A 16233-nucleotide genomic window follows, 5' to 3' on the forward strand; every position below is an offset into this window, starting at 1 on the left:
GATGTCGTTTTTCTTTTCAAAAGCAATTGTAACTTTATGTAAAAAGGTTTTTCATTTGTGAACTCGGATAATAACTTACTAAAATTCCTGTTTTAAAAGATAGAAAGTTTAACTTTTTTCAAATTAGAGAAATGTCTAGCTCCAGCGCCTACCCCCGACGTACAGGACGTACTAGTGTCGACAATGCGACAAGGACGTCGCGTTTTTGTCGACCTCGAGGTCATAAGCCAGTCCGCCAAGAAGGTTAAAGAACAACCTTCTAGTCAGCCTGTCTTATGCTTGTCGAGGGTGAACAAGGCGTTTGCGCTTTTCTATACTAGGAGGAACAAGGATGGCAAATGCTTATAAACAAGCCGGAGTAAATATTGAAGCAGGCTACGAAGCAGTATCCCGTATGAAAAAGCATGTACAGAAAACGATTCGCCCTGGAGTGCTCGGCGGTCTAGGCGGCTTTGGCGGAATGTTCGATTTATCTGCTCTGAATTTAAAGGAGCCTGTTTTAGTATCTGGAACAGATGGTGTTGGGACAAAATTGATGCTGGCGTTTATGATGGATAAGCACGATACGATCGGGATTGATGCGGTTGCAATGTGTGTGAATGATATTGTCGTTCAAGGTGCCGAGCCGATTTACTTTTTAGATTATATTGCTTGCGGCAAAGCCGATCCTGTTAGAATTGAAGCCATTGTCAAAGGAATTGCAGATGGATGTGAGCAGGCTGGCTGCGCCCTTGTTGGCGGGGAAACGGCGGAAATGCCAGGCATGTACAGTGAGGAAGAATATGATCTTGCTGGTTTTTCTGTAGGGGCTTGTGAAAAAGCAAATATTATCACTGGAGCTGATATTAAGGCTGGAGATACCTTAATTGGTCTTTCGTCAAGCGGGATTCACAGCAATGGATATTCCCTTGTGAGAAAGTTATTTTTCGAGAAAGCCAATATGTCTTTAACAGATTATGTGGATGAATTAGGCTGCACATTAGGCGAGGAGCTTTTGCGCCCTACTAGAATCTATGTAAAATCAATTTTATCAGCCTTAGAAAAGTTCAAAATTAAAGGAATAGCGCATATTACAGGCGGTGGTTTTATTGAAAATATCCCGCGTATGCTGCCGGAAGGATTAGGCGCTGAGCTTATTGAAAAAAATTGGGAAGTGCCTGCAGTATTTAAGCTTATGCAATCGATTGGGGATTTGGACTGGAAAGAAATGTACAATATTTTTAACATGGGAACAGGCATGGTTGTGGCTGTTGACAAGGCAGTGGCAGATGAGGTCATTCATCATTTTAACGAACTCGGCGAGAAAGCATATCTTCTAGGGACAGTAGCTGAGCAGGAAGGTATTGAAATAAAATGAAGAATATCGCAGTATTTGCTTCCGGAAGCGGCTCAAATTTTCAGGCCATAATAGATGAAGTGAAGAATGGTGAGCTTCAAGCTAACTTAAAGCTATTAGTATGTGATAAGCCAAATGCATTTTGTATTGAGAGAGCGGAGAATGAAAACATTCCTTATTTTACTTTTTCAGCAAAGGATTATGCTGGAAAAGATGAGTATGAGAATGAAATCCTAAAAAAATTAAAAGAAAATAAGATTGAATTTATTGTACTGGCTGGATATATGAGACTTATTGGATCAGTTCTTCTGAAAGAGTTTGAAGGGAGAATCGTGAATATCCATCCTTCACTGCTCCCAGCCTTTCCAGGCAAGGATGCAATTGGCCAAGCACTAAACGCTAATGTGGAAAAGAGCGGCGTGACCATTCATTTCGTAGATGAGGGTATGGATACAGGCCCGATCATAGCTCAACAAGAAGTCGATATTGATTCAGCTGAAACAAGAGAGAGTCTTCAAGAAAAAATTCATGCAATTGAGCATCAGCTATATCCTGCAGTTTTGAAGAAATTATTTTCCAAAAAAGCGCAGCTTAATTCATAAAACAGGGAGGATATTCGATGAAAAAGCGTGCACTCATCAGTGTTTCCGATAAAAAAGGTGTAACAGAATTTGCCAAGCAATTACATGAGCTAGGCTTTGAGATCATTTCCACAGGCGGTACGAAAAAAGCATTAGAAGAAAGTGATGTACCTGTAATAGGTGTAAGTGATGTGACAGGATTTCCAGAAATTTTGGAAGGGCGGGTCAAGACGTTAAATCCGATGATTCATGGTGGATTGCTTGCAAAGTTTGGTGAGTCCTCCCATCAACAACAAATGGCAGAGCATCAAATTCAGGCAATTCATGTCGTTTGTGTCAATTTATATCCATTCCAACAAACGATAGCAAAACCTGATGTTACAGCCAGCGATGCTATTGAAAATATCGATATTGGCGGACCAGCAATGCTGCGTGCTTCAGCTAAAAATCATGAGTACGTCACTGTTGTTGTCGATCCAGCTGATTATGAAATCGTCTTAGCTCAATTAAAGGATGCAGGAGAGGTACAAAAGGAAACTCGCCGCAAGCTTGCAGCAAAGGTATTCCGCCATACTGCTGCTTATGATGCCATGATCGCTGACTATATGACAAAGCTAGCAAACGAAGAAGCTCCTGAAAAGCTAACGGTCACTTATGAACTAAAGCAATCATTAAGATATGGAGAAAACCCTCATCAAAAAGCGGCTTTTTATCGCAAGCCTTTAGGTTCGGAATTTTCGATTGCCAACGCGGAACAATTACACGGTAAAGAGTTATCCTACAATAACATTAACGATGCAGATGCAGCCCTTCAAATTGTTAAAGAATTTACGGAGCCAGCGGCTGTCGCTGTTAAGCATATGAATCCATGTGGAGTTGGAAGCGGTGCAACCATTTTCGATGCTTTCTCAAAAGCATTTGCGGCAGATCCGGTTTCTATTTTTGGTGGTATTATTGCTCTAAATAGGGAAGTAGATGAAGCCACAGCACAAAAACTTCATGACATTTTCCTTGAAATAATTATTGCTCCATCTTTTTCAAAAGAAGCTTTAGCTATTTTGACAGGTAAAAAGAATCTTCGTCTATTAACAATTCTTTTTCATGTACAGGATAAAGAAGAAGTAAAGCTAACTTCAATTGAAGGCGGAATGCTTATCCAGCAATACGATCAATTAACGCTTGAAGATGCGGAAGTTTCCATTCCAACAAGAAGAGAGCCAACTAAGAAAGAATGGGAAGCATTAAAGCTTGGTTGGAAAGTGGTTAAACATGTGAAATCGAATGCGATTGTCGTTAATAATGCAAACATGACTCTTGGGATTGGAGCTGGCCAGATGAACCGTGTGGGAGCTGCAAAAATTGCCCTTGAGCAAGCTGGAGAAAAGGCAATCGGAGCAGCGATGGCATCAGATGCCTTTTTCCCGATGGATGATACAGTAGAAGCTGCTGCAAAAGCGGGGATTACAGCAATTATTCAGCCAGGTGGTTCTGTTCGTGACGAGGATTCGATTAAAAAAGCTGACGAATATGGAATTGCCATGGTGTTCACAGGAGTAAGACATTTCAAACATTAGAAAAACTTGGCATTCGCCAAGTCCTTTTTGGCGAACGCCTTAGTGTTTCTTATGCGATCTTATTAGCAGATATTTAAATGAAAACACACTTCACTTTAGTACGTTAATAAACTTAAACTTTCCTATTAGCTTAAAAAAACCTTGTGGAGGTTGTTTTATATGAATGTATTAGTCATAGGAAGAGGCGGCCGTGAGCATGCAATATGCAAAAAGCTTTCTGAAAGTCCGTCCGTTGAAAAGGTATTCGTAGCTCCAGGTAATGCAGGAATGGAAGATGTCGCTCAGCTTGTAGAAATAATGGAGAATGAACAAGATAAGCTTGTTCAATTCGCGAAGGAAAATGAAGTGGGCTTAACTGTAATTGGACCAGAAGTACCTCTTCTTGAAGGGATAGCCGATCGTTTTCAGGAGGAAGGACTAACGGTTTTTGGTCCAAAAAAGGAAGCAGCATTAATAGAAGGAAGCAAATCCTTTACGAAGGATTTAATGAAAAAATACAATATTCCAACTGCTGAGTATGCTGTTTTTTCCACATACGAGGAAGCGAAAGCATATTTAGAAGAAAAGGGTGCACCAATTGTCCTTAAAGCAGATGGGCTGGCGGCAGGAAAAGGTGTTATAGTCGCGATGACCATCGAAGAGGCAAGAGCAGGCTTAGAAGAAATGCTGTTAAATAAGCGTTTTGGTGAAGCGTCCTCAACGGTTGTAATAGAGGAGTTTTTGACAGGTGAGGAAATATCCCTGATGGCTTTTGTAAATGGTGAAACAGTTATTCCACTCGAAATAGCCCAAGACCATAAAAGAGCCTATGATGGTGACAAAGGACCAAACACTGGCGGCATGGGGGCATATTCTCCTGTTCCTCATATTAACCGTGACATCGTAAAGGATGCTGTAGAGAACATATTAAAGCCGACTGCAAAAGCCCTTGTTCAAGAAGGAAGATCATTTTGCGGTGTTTTATATGCGGGTCTTATTATTACAGATGCAGGTCCTAAAGTAATTGAGTTTAATGCTCGATTTGGCGATCCGGAAACGCAGGTCGTTCTGCCAAGAATGAAATCAGATTTAGCTCAAGTCATGTTGTCACTTATTAATGGAGAAACACCTGACATCGTTTGGGATGAACAAGCGATGCTGGGAGTTGTGGCCGCTTCAGTCGGATACCCAGAAGAATATAAAAAAGGCGCTGTTCTAGCTGGACTGCAAGATGTAAGCGATGACGCTTTCGTTTTCCATGCCGGCACTGACAAAAATAGTTCTGGAGAATATACGACTAACGGTGGGCGAGTTCTTCTTGTCGCTGCAAAAGCAAATTCTTTAAAGGAAGCTCAAGAAAAGGTTTATTTGCAATTAAAGAAACTTCATTGCGATGGCGTTTTTTATCGTAAGGATATAGGAATTAAAGCTATCTCGCACGTCTTTTCTTAGACTTGCGCATATAAACAAAAAGTAAAGCAACGATGCCTCCGATTAAAGCAATTAATACAAAGGACATATCTGTTAAATATTCAAGAAACATATATGGCAACTCCCTTATATACAGCCCCCATAATTGGGGGATTATTTTATTTTTGAGCTGGAGAAACGTCTAGCTTTTTTATAATTTATGGCTCATAAGAGACGAGACCACTTATAGCTGATTTCCGTTGGGTGGTCTATTAAAGTAAGTATAAGACCACATGAGGCAGGTTTCCGAAGAAAAGTGGTCACAAAGAGTGTTTATAAGACCACTTATGACAGGTTCCCAAAGAAAAGTGGTCACAAAGAGCGTTTATGAGACCACTAATGACAGGTTTCCGAAGAAAAGTGGTCACAAAGAGCGTTTATGAGACCACTAATGACAGGTTTCCGAAGAAAAGTGGTCACAAAGAGCGTTTATGAGACCACTTATGACAGGTTTCCGAAGAAAAGTGGTCACAAAGAGCGTTTATGAGACCACTTATGACAGGTATCCAAAGAAAAGTGGTCACTAAAGAAGCTATGAGACCACTTAGTCAGATATCAGTCATAAAGTGGTTATTTTTAAGTTGGATTATATGGAATCATTTCTTCGAGTTCCTTATTCTCTTCTTTATTCTGTCTTTCTTTATTTAATTGTTCTTGTCCACATTGAAAAAGGGCAGTAACTGGGCAATATCGAACAATACCCTCTGCAACTTTCATTGCTCCGAGGATTGCGAATAGTAAGTTTGATTGACGCCATGGCCTAGTTACAAGTCTTGCTGTTGAGCATGAAAGGATTGTGAGTCCGATCGTAATTCGGATCAATGCATTAACGATGCCAATATTTGGTTTACAATTCATTACACATACCCCACTTTCCAAAAAAATTATACAAACATTTCTATTTCTTTAATGCGTTAAATTGCGACGTGTGATAATATTATTAAGAAATGAAAGGGCTTTCTTTCATAAATTAGAATACATAAACAACAAAGTCTAAAAAAAAACAGAGGGAGGGATTCTAGTGCTGGAACAGCGTTATCGTTGGAAAAATAAGCACTTGCGTGATCATGTTTCCGTATTGGATGGGAAGCTATCACCGACATTACTACTGAAAAACGCTCGATATCTAAATCAGGCATTCCGCGAATGGAAGTATGGGAATATTTGGATATACAATGATCGCATCGTCTATGTAGGTGAGAAGTTGCCTGAGAACATAGATCAATGCGAAATCGTGGATTGTGATGGCTTAGTGCTTGTTCCAGGATATATTGAGCCCCATGCCCATCCGTTTCAATTATATAATCCCCATACGTTAGCCAGCTATGCATCTCAATTTGGTACAACAACACTGATTAACGATAATTTAATGCTTGCTTTACAGCTGGATAAAAAGAAAGCGTTTTCTTTCCTGAAAGAAATGCGGAATATTCCTTCTTCTATGTATTGGTGGTGCCGATTTGATGCACAAACAGAAATACATAATGAAGAAATAATCTTCTCTCACGGCAATGTAAAATCATGGCTAGAGCATGACGCTGTTTTGCAGGGGGGCGAATTGACAGGCTGGCCGAAGCTTCTAGATGGCGATGATTTAATGCTCCACTGGATTCAGGAAGCTAAGCGAATGCGAAAGAAAATTGAGGGACACTTCCCAGGTGCATCTGAAAAAACATTAGCGAAATTAATGCTTTTAGGTGCGGATTGTGATCATGAAGCCATGACAGGAAAAGATGTCTATAATCGTTTAATGCAAGGATATACGGTATCTCTTAGATATTCATCAATCCGTCCTGATTTGCCGATTTTATTAGAAGAAATGCATCAGCTTGGCATTAATCATTATGATCAAATGATCTTTACTACAGATGGGTCCTCTCCTTCTTTTTACGAACAGGGAATGATCGATCACATGATTCGAATCGCCATTGATAAGGGTGTCCCTATTATGGATGCGTATAATATGGGAACGATTAATATAGCTCGTCATTATAATATTGAATATTTACATGGGAACATCGCTACTGGAAGAATTGCAAATATAAATTTTCTTACGGACGAAACAAATCCGACCCCGGTTTCGGTATTAGCAAAAGGAAAATGGGTCAAGAGGGATGGAAAGCCAATAGCAGAGGACTCTCAGCCAATATCTTGGAAGGATGAAGGCTTTGAACCTTTACAAATTAACTGGGAACTTGATCAAGATGACTTACAATATTCAATGCCGTTTGGAATCAAAATGGAGAATACAGTTATTATGAAGCCTTATTCGATTTCAATTGATGTTTCAGTTGATCAATTATCGACCTCTCATGATGAATGTTTTTTTATGCTAGTAGATCGCCATGGGAAATGGAGAATTAATACATTACTAAAAGGCTTCGCTAGTGATTTAAATGGATTTGCTAGTTCTTTTTCAAATACTGGTGATTTCATTTTAATCGGAAAAAACAAGTGTGATATGATTAATGCTTTTCATCGTATGAAAGAAATGGGCGGGGGAATTGCAGTTTCCGAAAATGGCAGCATCGTTCAGGAAATTCCGCTAAATATTCTAGGTGTGATGTCAGATGAAAAGGTAGAAAGTATAATAAAAAAGGAAAATGAACTTCGCCATTATTTAAGAGAAAAAGGCTATAAGCATGCAGATCCTATTTATTCACTCCTCTTCTTCTCGTCTACCCATTTGCCGTATATTCGGGTTACACAGCAAGGAATGTATGATGTGATGAATAAAACAGTACTCTTTCCAACGATAATGCGTTAAAATATAAAAGGAAATTCAATAAAGAGCATCCATGAACTAGCAAAAATATTTGTGATAATCTTAAACTTAAATTCACTGAGGTGTCTTTATGACTAAAAAATGGATGGCTGTTCTCATAGTAGCGATGCTGTTGGCAGCAGGGTGCAGTAAAAATGATAAAACAAACATCGATAAAGAAGATGCTCAAGATCAGACTGCAGAAGATGACGTGAAAGAGGTTTCAGAAGAGAAGGAGTTACCTTTTCATTTTCCACTAACAGGACTTGGAACAGGGGAACAAGCGAGTGGACGTTCAGTTGCTATCATGATTAATAACCATCCACAAGCCCGTCCACAATCGGGGCTAGATCAGGCTGACATTGTCTATGAAGTACTAGCTGAAGGAGATGTTACCCGTTTTCTAGCTATTTTTCAAAGTAAAGAGCCAAAGAAAATTGGGCCTATAAGAAGTGCAAGGGATTATTATATGGAGCTGGCGAAAGGTTATGATAGTCTTTATATTGCCCATGGGTATAGTCCTGATGCGAAGGCGTTGATCGATAAAGGCTATATTGATAACTTAAATGGTATGAACTATGATGGAACTCTATTTAAACGGGCCAGCGACCGTATAGCTCCACATAATTCTTATATTTCTTTTGGAAATGTGTTAAAGGGAGCTGAGAAAAGAAAATATGAGATGGACAAACCCCCATCGTCCCTTACTTTTCTGAATAATAAAGAAGTAGAGGCACTAAATGGTGAAGAAGCAAAATCAGTGATGGTCACTTATTTTAACAATAGTATTTTTAATTCTATTTATGAGTATGATGAAGCTTTAGAAAAGTATAAAAGGTATTCGAATGGCGAATTAACAGCTGACCATGAATCGGGTGAACCAGTGTTACTGGATAATATTTTCATTGTTGAAACGGAGCATAGAGTGATTGATAACGTGGGCCGCAGATCTATTAACTTAACATCTGGAGGCAAGGGTTATCTGATACAGAAGGGTAAATGGAATGAAGTAGAGTGGGAGAATATAGATGGAAAAATTCTGCCGGTTTTAAATGGAAAAAAGGTTGGATTTGCCCCTGGTAGAACTTGGATAAATATTATTCCATCCACCCCAGGATTAGAGCAAAGCATTTCATTCGATGTACAAGAATAGAATATACAATTAAAGGGGTATGAAAATATGCAAATTGATAAATTAAGAGGCAAAGAGCTAGATCAGTTGTTTAAATCTGTTTTGTCTTTAAAGGATTTAGAGGAGTGCTATCGTTTCTTTGATGATCTTTGTACAGTTAATGAAATTCAATCACTAGCCCAGAGGCTTGAGGTGGCTCGTATGCTTCGAGAAGGAAAAACCTATCATAAAATTGAAACAGAAACAGGTGCAAGTACTGCTACTATTTCTCGTGTAAAACGCTGCCTTAATTATGGAAACGATGCTTATGAAATGGCATTAGAACGAATTAAAGAAGACGAAGCATAAATAATAGATCAACTTAATTGAAATCAAGCTGCAGGTAAAGATTGCCTGCGGCTTTTTATATGCAAATTATATGCAAATGGTGAACTCAGACAATAAAATAGAAAAATGGACAATAACATATTTTTATAAAAAAAATTGGGTGAAGGTGCGGATTTTTTTTCTAATTAAGAGACTCTTCTCATTACTTTTTGATTCATTTCACAAATGTTATAATAATGAAATGGAATGATAGAATGGGGGAAGTATGGATGTACGAAGTTCGCGAGTGGCGCCATGTGTTTAAACTCGATCCAAATAAATATATTTCGGATGATGATTTAGAGAAGGTTTGTGAGTCGGGAACGGACGCTATTATCGTCGGTGGAACAGATGGAGTTACATTGGATAAAGTGCTTGATCTGATGATGCGTATCCGCCGATACACTGTCCCATGTGTCTTAGAGGTGTCATCTATTGAATCGATTACACCTGGCTTTGATCTATATTTTATTCCGACAGTTTTAAATAGCAGTGAGACAAAATGGCTGACAGGACTTCATCATGAGGCAGTAAAAGAATACGGAGAAATAATGAATTGGGAAGAAATCCTTGTTCAAGGCTATTGTATTCTTAATGAGGACTGTAAAGCAGCTAAGCTAACGAATGCAAATTCTAATCTAACTTATGACGATGTAAAGGCATATGCCATGATGGCTGAAAAAATGTTTCATCTCCCTATATTTTATTTAGAATATAGCGGGAATTATGGAGATCCAAAAATGATATCTGAAGTAAGTAAAACGTTAGAGCATACAACATTATTCTATGGCGGTGGAATTGAAACAGCCGAACAAGCGAAAGAAATGGCGGCCTATGCGGACGTGATTGTTGTTGGAAATATTATTTATAAGAATTTGGAAGCTGCTCTTGAGACGTTAAAAGCAGTCAATTAACTGTGTCAGGCATCGAACGTGAACAAATCACCATTTTGTACGTGTGGAATGGACATTAATGATTTGGTTAGTTTCACAATCAAGGAAAATATAATATAATTAAAACAGAACATATGTTTGTATGGTGGTGAAGGATAGAAATGAATTTTTTAACAGATAAGCTTTTAAACGGATTAAATCCAGAACAACAAAAAGCCGTAAAGGCAACAGATGGTCCGCTTTTGATTATGGCAGGGGCCGGCAGTGGAAAAACAAGAGTATTAACCCATCGTATTGCTTACTTGATGGTAGAAAAAAGAGTCAATCCTTATAATATCTTGGCTATTACATTTACGAATAAAGCTGCACGGGAGATGCGTGAAAGAATCCAAAAGATGATGGGCGGCGTGGCAGATGAGATTTGGATATCAACCTTTCACTCGATGTGTGTCCGGATTTTAAGAAGAGATATCGACAGGATCGGCTTTAACCGCAATTTTACGATTCTAGATACAACGGATCAGCAATCCGTTATTAAAGGGATCTTGAAGGATAAAAATCTAGACCCGAAAAAATACGATCCTCGTGCATTGCTTGGATCAATTAGCTCTGCTAAGAACGAGCTAACAACACCCGAGGAATATGCAAAAACATCAGGTGACTATTATCAGCAGGTTGTAAGTGATGTCTATACAGAATATCAAAAAAGGCTAAGAAGAAACCAAGCTTTGGATTTCGATGACCTCATTATGATAACCATCCAGCTATTCCAGCGTGTTCCGGAAGTGCTTGAGTACTACCAGCGAAAATTTCAGTATATCCATGTTGATGAATATCAAGATACGAACAGAGCGCAGTATATGCTAGTAAAGCTTTTAGCAGTTCGATTCAGAAACCTTTGTGTCGTCGGGGACTCGGATCAGTCCATTTATCGTTGGCGCGGAGCGGATATTGCGAATATCCTTTCATTTGAAAAAGATTATCCAAATGCTGAAGTCATTTTGCTTGAACAAAATTACCGTTCTACGAAAAGAATCCTTCTTGCAGCCAATGAGGTTATTTCTAGAAATATGAACAGAAAGCCGAAAAATCTTTGGACTGATAATGATGAAGGGAATAAGATTTTTTACTACCGTGCGGACAGCGAGCAAGGTGAAGCTCAATTTGTTGTAGGAAAAATTAAAGAACTCACAAGCGATTATAAGCGCAATTTATCTGACATTGCCATTTTATATCGGACGAATGCTCAGTCTCGTGTGATGGAGGAAGTGCTTCTGAAATCGAATATTGAGTACTCGATTGTCGGCGGCATTAAGTTCTATGATCGTAAAGAAATTAAAGATATTCTTGCCTATCTTCGCCTGATTGCAAATCCAGATGACGATATTAGTTTGCAAAGAATTATTAATGTACCGAAGCGTGGGATCGGTTCAGGGTCGATTGATAAAATTGCAAACTTCGCAATGCTTCATGATATGACTATGTTTCAAGCTTTAGATTCGATTGAATTGATTGGCTTGAGTCCTAAAATTACAAAGGCAGCAGCTGACTTTAGGGATTTAATTAAAAATTATACGCAAATGCAGGAATACATTTCTGTTACTGAATTAGTAGAGGAATTGCTAGACAAGTCTGATTATCGTGAAATGCTCATTGCAGAGAAATCACTTGAAGCGCAAAGTCGTCTTGAGAACTTAGAAGAATTCCTTTCTGTTACGAAAAGCTTTGAAGAAGCAAGCGAGGATAAAAGCCTTGTTGCTTTTCTAACGGATTTAGCCCTTGTAGCAGATATTGATAAGCTCGATGAAGACGGGGAAAAGGCGGATGCTGTTGTCTTAATGACACTCCACTCAGCAAAAGGACTAGAATTTCCTACCGTTTTCTTAATCGGATTAGAGGAAGGGGTATTCCCTCACAGCCGATCCTTAATGGAAGAAGCGGAAATGGAAGAGGAACGCAGGCTTGCTTATGTGGGGATTACGAGAGCAGAAGAAGAACTCTTTATTTCCAATGCACAAATGCGGACATTATTCGGCCGTACGAGCATGAACGCGCCATCGCGCTTTATTAAAGAAATACCAGAAGATCTATTAGATGGGCTAAAGCCGGTTCAAAAATCAGGCTCTCCTTTTGGAAATTCTGCGTTCGGTTCTTCAGCTTCAAGGCCGCTGCCAAGAAAACCAGTGATTCGACCAGCTATGAACACTACGGGTGGAGATGAACTTGCCTGGAAGGTTGGCGACAAAGCGGTACATGGAAAATGGGGAACAGGTACGGTTGTTAGTGTAAAAGGAGAAGGGGAAGGTATCGAACTAGATATTGCTTTTCCTAAGCCAGTTGGCATTAAACGATTGCTTGCTAAATTTGCTCCAATAACAAAAGGATAATCATGGGAGGTTGAATAAATGGACTTTCAAATGGCAGAGAAGAAAGTAAAGGAATTGCAAAATCTCCTAAACCAATATAATTATGAATACCATGTTCTTGATCAGCCGTCAGTTCCTGATGCAGAATATGATAGGCTAATGAGAGAACTAACGGAATTAGAAAAGCAATACCCTGAGCTGAAAACCTCTGAATCACCAACACAGCGTGTAGGTGGAGAAGTTCTGGATTTGTTCGAAAAAGTCCAGCACCAGTCTCAAATGCTTAGTCTGAGTAATGCCTTTAGCGAGCAAGACTTACTGGACTTTGACCGCCGCGTGAGGCAACTTGTTGAGGATGACTTTTCCTATGTTTGTGAACTGAAAATAGATGGATTGGCTATTTCACTTCGCTATGAGCAAGGGCTATTTGTTCTAGGCGCAACAAGAGGTGATGGTCAAACAGGAGAGAATATTACCGCTAATTTACGAACCATCCGATCAATCCCTCTGCGGTTGAAGCAGCAAGTGACACTTGAAGTCCGTGGAGAAGCCTATATGCCGAGGAAATCATTTGAAGCATTGAATGAGCAGAGAATGGAGAAGGGTGAAGAAGTTTTTGCCAACCCAAGAAATGCGGCCGCTGGCTCCTTAAGGCAGCTAGATCCTCGCATTGCTGCGTCAAGGAATCTTGATATTTTCTTATATAACATAACAAATACAGGCGAAACGGAAATTGAATCGCATAGTGAAGCACTAGAATTTTTAGACACACTTGGATTTAAGACGAATAAAGAGCGAAGAAAGTGTGAAAACATTCAGGAAGTCATTGAATATGTTCAAAAGTGGACAAATGAACGTCCTAATTTACCTTATGATATTGATGGAATTGTAATAAAGGTTGACTCGCTTGATCAGCAGCAAGAACTTGGAGCAACAGCGAAAAGTCCGCGCTGGGCGATTGCTTATAAGTTTCCTGCTGAAGAAGTCATTACGACTTTAAAGGGGATAGAGCTGAGTATAGGGAGAACCGGAGTTGTGACGCCGACAGCCATTCTTGATCCTGTCCGTGTTGCTGGAACAACTGTTCAGCGTGCTTCCCTTCATAATGAAGATCTCATTCGGGAAAAGGATATAAAAATTGGAGATCAGGTTGTTGTGAAAAAAGCAGGGGATATCATTCCTGAGGTTGTGAATGTTCTTGCAGACCGAAGAACGGGTGAAGAAATCGAATTTCATATGCCTACACATTGTCCTGAATGTGAAAGTGAGCTTGTCCGACTAGACGGGGAGGTTGCATTACGCTGTATAAATCCAAAATGCCCAGCCCAAATCCGTGAAGGCCTTATTCATTTCGTTTCTCGAAACGCCATGAATATCGATGGTTTAGGAGAAAAGGTCGTTAGTCAATTATTTAGTGAAAATCTTATTCAAGATGTAGCTGACTTATATAAACTCACCTACGAGCAATTAATTCAATTAGAGCGCATGGGAGAAAAATCGGTTTATAATTTACTAGAGGCGATTAAGGCTTCGAAGCAAAACTCCCTTGAAAAATTACTATTTGGTCTTGGTATCCGCCATGTTGGAGAAAAAGCAGCAAAAACACTAGCGCAAACTTTCGATATCTTAGAGAATCTTCAGACTGCTACTCATGAACAATTGACAGCAATTAATGAAATTGGCGAGAAAATGGCCGATTCAATCGTCACTTTTTTTGATATGGAAGAAGTGAAAGAGCTGATTGATGAGCTTCAAGCAGCAGGAGTAAATATGGTCTACAAGGGGCCTAAGCCCGTTTCGGCTGAAAACGCTGAATCGATTTTTGCTGGAAAAACAATTGTATTAACTGGAAAGTTAGAAAAGCTGACTAGAAATGAAGCGAAAGAAAAAATTGAGGCTTTGGGTGGGAAAATAGCGGGAAGCGTCAGTAAGAAAACGGATATCGTGATTGCCGGGGAAGATGCTGGCTCAAAGCTTACTAAGGCTCAAGAATTAGGAATCGACATTTGGAATGAGGAGAGACTTGTCGAAGAACTAATGGAATAAAATCGTTAAAAGTAATTACCTTTTGTTCCGATTAATATGTGGGAGGGTATGAATGGAATGGATACCAATAAAGTATTTGTTCTCCATTTATTTAAGGTCAAGAGGTGAAGAAAGAGAGAGGGAATACCGTGAAGAAAATATTAATGTTTGCTCTTTCTCTCAGCCTACTTCTTGCTGGTTGTGCGCCAAATTTTGATAAACAGGAAGAAGTAGCCCAAGATAAGAAGGATGCTAAAGAGAAAGTAATCATTCCTAACTATCAAATTTCAGATGAATATTATCGTACTGTTACCCCCTTCAAGCCAAGTGAGTCAAGAGGACTTGTCGTTGGAAACATTAATTCCAAATATGACATCACTGAATTTGAGACTGGTCTAATGAGAGTTGCTCAAAAGGAGTATGATCCTAAAAAGTATGTATTTCAAGAGGGCCTTTATTTAAAAAAAGATACGGTTCGTAAATGGCTAAATCGAAAATACACACCTGAGCAATTGAAAGAAAAAAAGATTAATGAAGAGGATAATATTGGCCTTAACCCTCTTGATCCAAAAGGAAATGATGAAACCCCTAAATATTTGGCCCATATTTTAGAGCAAAATTATTTAGTGGAAATTGAAGAAGGCAAGTATCGGTTAGAAGGGGTAGTCATTGGACTGGCACTGAATTCTACCTATTATTATCAAAAGGTTCAATATGGCCCGACTTATGAAACAAAAATTGACCATAAGGAACTTGAAAAAGAAGGAAAGAAGATTGCGGAAGAAGTGTTAAAGCGATTAAGGAAGATAAAGGGGTTAGAAGAAGTACCTATTACCATTGCTTTATTTGAACAGCAAAGTAAATCATCTGTTGTTCCAGGGAATTTCTTTGCTTATGCCAATGCTCCAGAAGGAAGCGCTAGCTTAGGAAGCTGGGAAAAAGTAGATGAGAAATATTTCCAATTTCCATCATCAGAAGCAGAAAAGCAGCATCGGGAAGATCACTTAGCCTTTTTAAACTTTAAACAGGATGTGGAATCTTATTTTCCGAATTTCAACGGAGTGATCGGAAAAGCCTTTTATGCAGATGGTCAATTACGGGAGCTGTCCATTAATATTCCTATTCAATTTTATGGGAAAGCAGAAGGGATTGGCTTTACGCAATATGTAACAGGACTTATTATGCAGCATTTCCCTGAATATATTTCGGTTGAAGTTAGCATAACCTCAGTAAATGGCCCTGAAGCTCTGATTGTACGTAAAGCAGGTGAAAAAGAGCCATTTGTTCATATTTATCAATAATATTTTTTAGGCAAAGTTTATGTTTATGAACGTTAAAAAGCTGAAGTGAAATATTGGTAAGTCTCTTCTAATAAATTGCATAAAACCTGGTCATTCGCCGCAGAGAATGTGCTAATGCCAGGTTTTTTTCTTAAAATTTCAATAATAATTTTCTTGAATGTTTGAAGAGTTGAATCAAAACATGATAGAATGAAATCTGGATGCAAACGCTTTGCTGAAATAACAAAAACTTAACTTTGTTATTTGCATTCATTGCGAGTTCATTTGTTATAATCAAAACAATAGGTAAACATATTGGAGGCGGTAAAGATGGTACAACCTTACAAACACGAACCATTTACTAATTTTAAATTAGACGAAAATCGTCAAGCCTATTTAGCTGGTTTGAAAACAGTTGAAGGCTATTTAGGACAAGATTATGATTTAGTAATCGGTGGAGAGCGCAT

13 protein-coding genes are annotated in these 16233 nt (G+C 39.0%); 11 read left to right on the top strand and 2 right to left on the bottom strand.

Features of this window, described 5'->3' with window-relative positions; all coding sequences use genetic code 11:
• The first annotated feature begins 331 nt into the window (after positions 1-331).
• The 4 genes from purM to purD all read left to right on the top strand — a co-directional run bounded on the left by purM (position 332) and on the right by purD (position 4922).
• Positions 332-1357, top strand: a complete 1026-nt coding sequence (gene purM, locus KHA94_RS16785; protein ID WP_213103296.1) for a phosphoribosylformylglycinamidine cyclo-ligase — start codon at positions 332-334, stop codon at positions 1355-1357.
• Positions 1354-1938 carry a phosphoribosylglycinamide formyltransferase gene (gene purN, locus KHA94_RS16790; RefSeq protein WP_213103297.1) on the top strand — a complete coding sequence of 195 codons (585 nt, stop codon included), beginning with the start codon at positions 1354-1356 and terminating at the stop codon, positions 1936-1938. The genes purM and purN overlap by 4 nt, the downstream gene beginning before the upstream one ends.
• A gap of 17 nt (positions 1939-1955) precedes the next feature.
• Complete coding sequence (gene purH / locus KHA94_RS16795) at positions 1956-3491, top strand: bifunctional phosphoribosylaminoimidazolecarboxamide formyltransferase/IMP cyclohydrolase (RefSeq protein WP_213103298.1); 1536 nt, start codon at positions 1956-1958, stop codon at positions 3489-3491.
• A 159-nt stretch (positions 3492-3650) separates the two neighbouring features.
• A complete protein-coding gene (purD, locus tag KHA94_RS16800; protein ID WP_213103299.1) occupies positions 3651-4922 on the top strand; it encodes a phosphoribosylamine--glycine ligase in 1272 nt (423 codons plus the stop codon).
• Here purD and KHA94_RS26545 read toward each other — a convergent pair.
• Positions 4900-5013: an EYxxD motif small membrane protein gene (locus KHA94_RS26545; RefSeq protein ID WP_338030804.1), complete on the bottom strand. Its 114-nt coding sequence runs from the start codon at positions 5011-5013 to the stop codon at positions 4900-4902. The genes purD and KHA94_RS26545 overlap by 23 nt on opposite strands.
• Positions 5014-5516: 503 nt before the next feature.
• Positions 5517-5798, bottom strand: a complete 282-nt coding sequence (locus KHA94_RS16805) for a YgaP family membrane protein (protein ID WP_213103300.1) — start codon at positions 5796-5798, stop codon at positions 5517-5519.
• A 163-nt stretch (positions 5799-5961) separates the two neighbouring features.
• Here KHA94_RS16805 and KHA94_RS16810 point away from each other — a divergent pair, with 163 nt between their 5' ends.
• From KHA94_RS16810 to KHA94_RS16840, 7 genes are all read left to right on the top strand, one after another.
• Positions 5962-7707, top strand: a complete 1746-nt coding sequence (locus KHA94_RS16810; RefSeq protein WP_213103301.1) for an adenine deaminase C-terminal domain-containing protein — start codon at positions 5962-5964, stop codon at positions 7705-7707.
• An 88-nt stretch (positions 7708-7795) separates the two neighbouring features.
• Positions 7796-8857: a DUF3048 domain-containing protein gene (locus KHA94_RS16815; protein WP_213103302.1), complete on the top strand. Its 1062-nt coding sequence runs from the start codon at positions 7796-7798 to the stop codon at positions 8855-8857.
• A 27-nt stretch (positions 8858-8884) separates the two neighbouring features.
• Positions 8885-9184: a YerC/YecD family TrpR-related protein gene (locus KHA94_RS16820; protein ID WP_213103303.1), complete on the top strand. Its 300-nt coding sequence runs from the start codon at positions 8885-8887 to the stop codon at positions 9182-9184.
• 248 nt (positions 9185-9432) lie between these two features.
• Positions 9433-10116: a heptaprenylglyceryl phosphate synthase gene (gene pcrB / locus KHA94_RS16825; RefSeq protein ID WP_213103304.1), complete on the top strand. Its 684-nt coding sequence runs from the start codon at positions 9433-9435 to the stop codon at positions 10114-10116.
• A gap of 140 nt (positions 10117-10256) precedes the next feature.
• The gene (gene pcrA, locus KHA94_RS16830) at positions 10257-12482 is read left to right on the top strand and encodes a DNA helicase PcrA (protein WP_213103305.1); all 2226 of its coding nucleotides are present in this window, start codon (positions 10257-10259) and stop codon (positions 12480-12482) included.
• Positions 12483-12500: 18 nt separating this feature from the next.
• Complete coding sequence (gene ligA / locus KHA94_RS16835) at positions 12501-14507, top strand: NAD-dependent DNA ligase LigA (RefSeq protein WP_213103306.1); 2007 nt, start codon at positions 12501-12503, stop codon at positions 14505-14507.
• A 128-nt stretch (positions 14508-14635) separates the two neighbouring features.
• Entirely contained in the window at positions 14636-15787 is a 1152-nt protein-coding gene (locus KHA94_RS16840; protein WP_213103307.1) for a CamS family sex pheromone protein, read from the top strand.
• The last annotated feature ends 446 nt before the right edge of the window (positions 15788-16233 follow it).

Origin of the sequence: Cytobacillus citreus (assembly GCF_018343665.1) — a bacterium.
Classification (GTDB): Bacteria; Bacillota; Bacilli; order Bacillales; family Cytobacillaceae; genus Cytobacillus; species Cytobacillus citreus.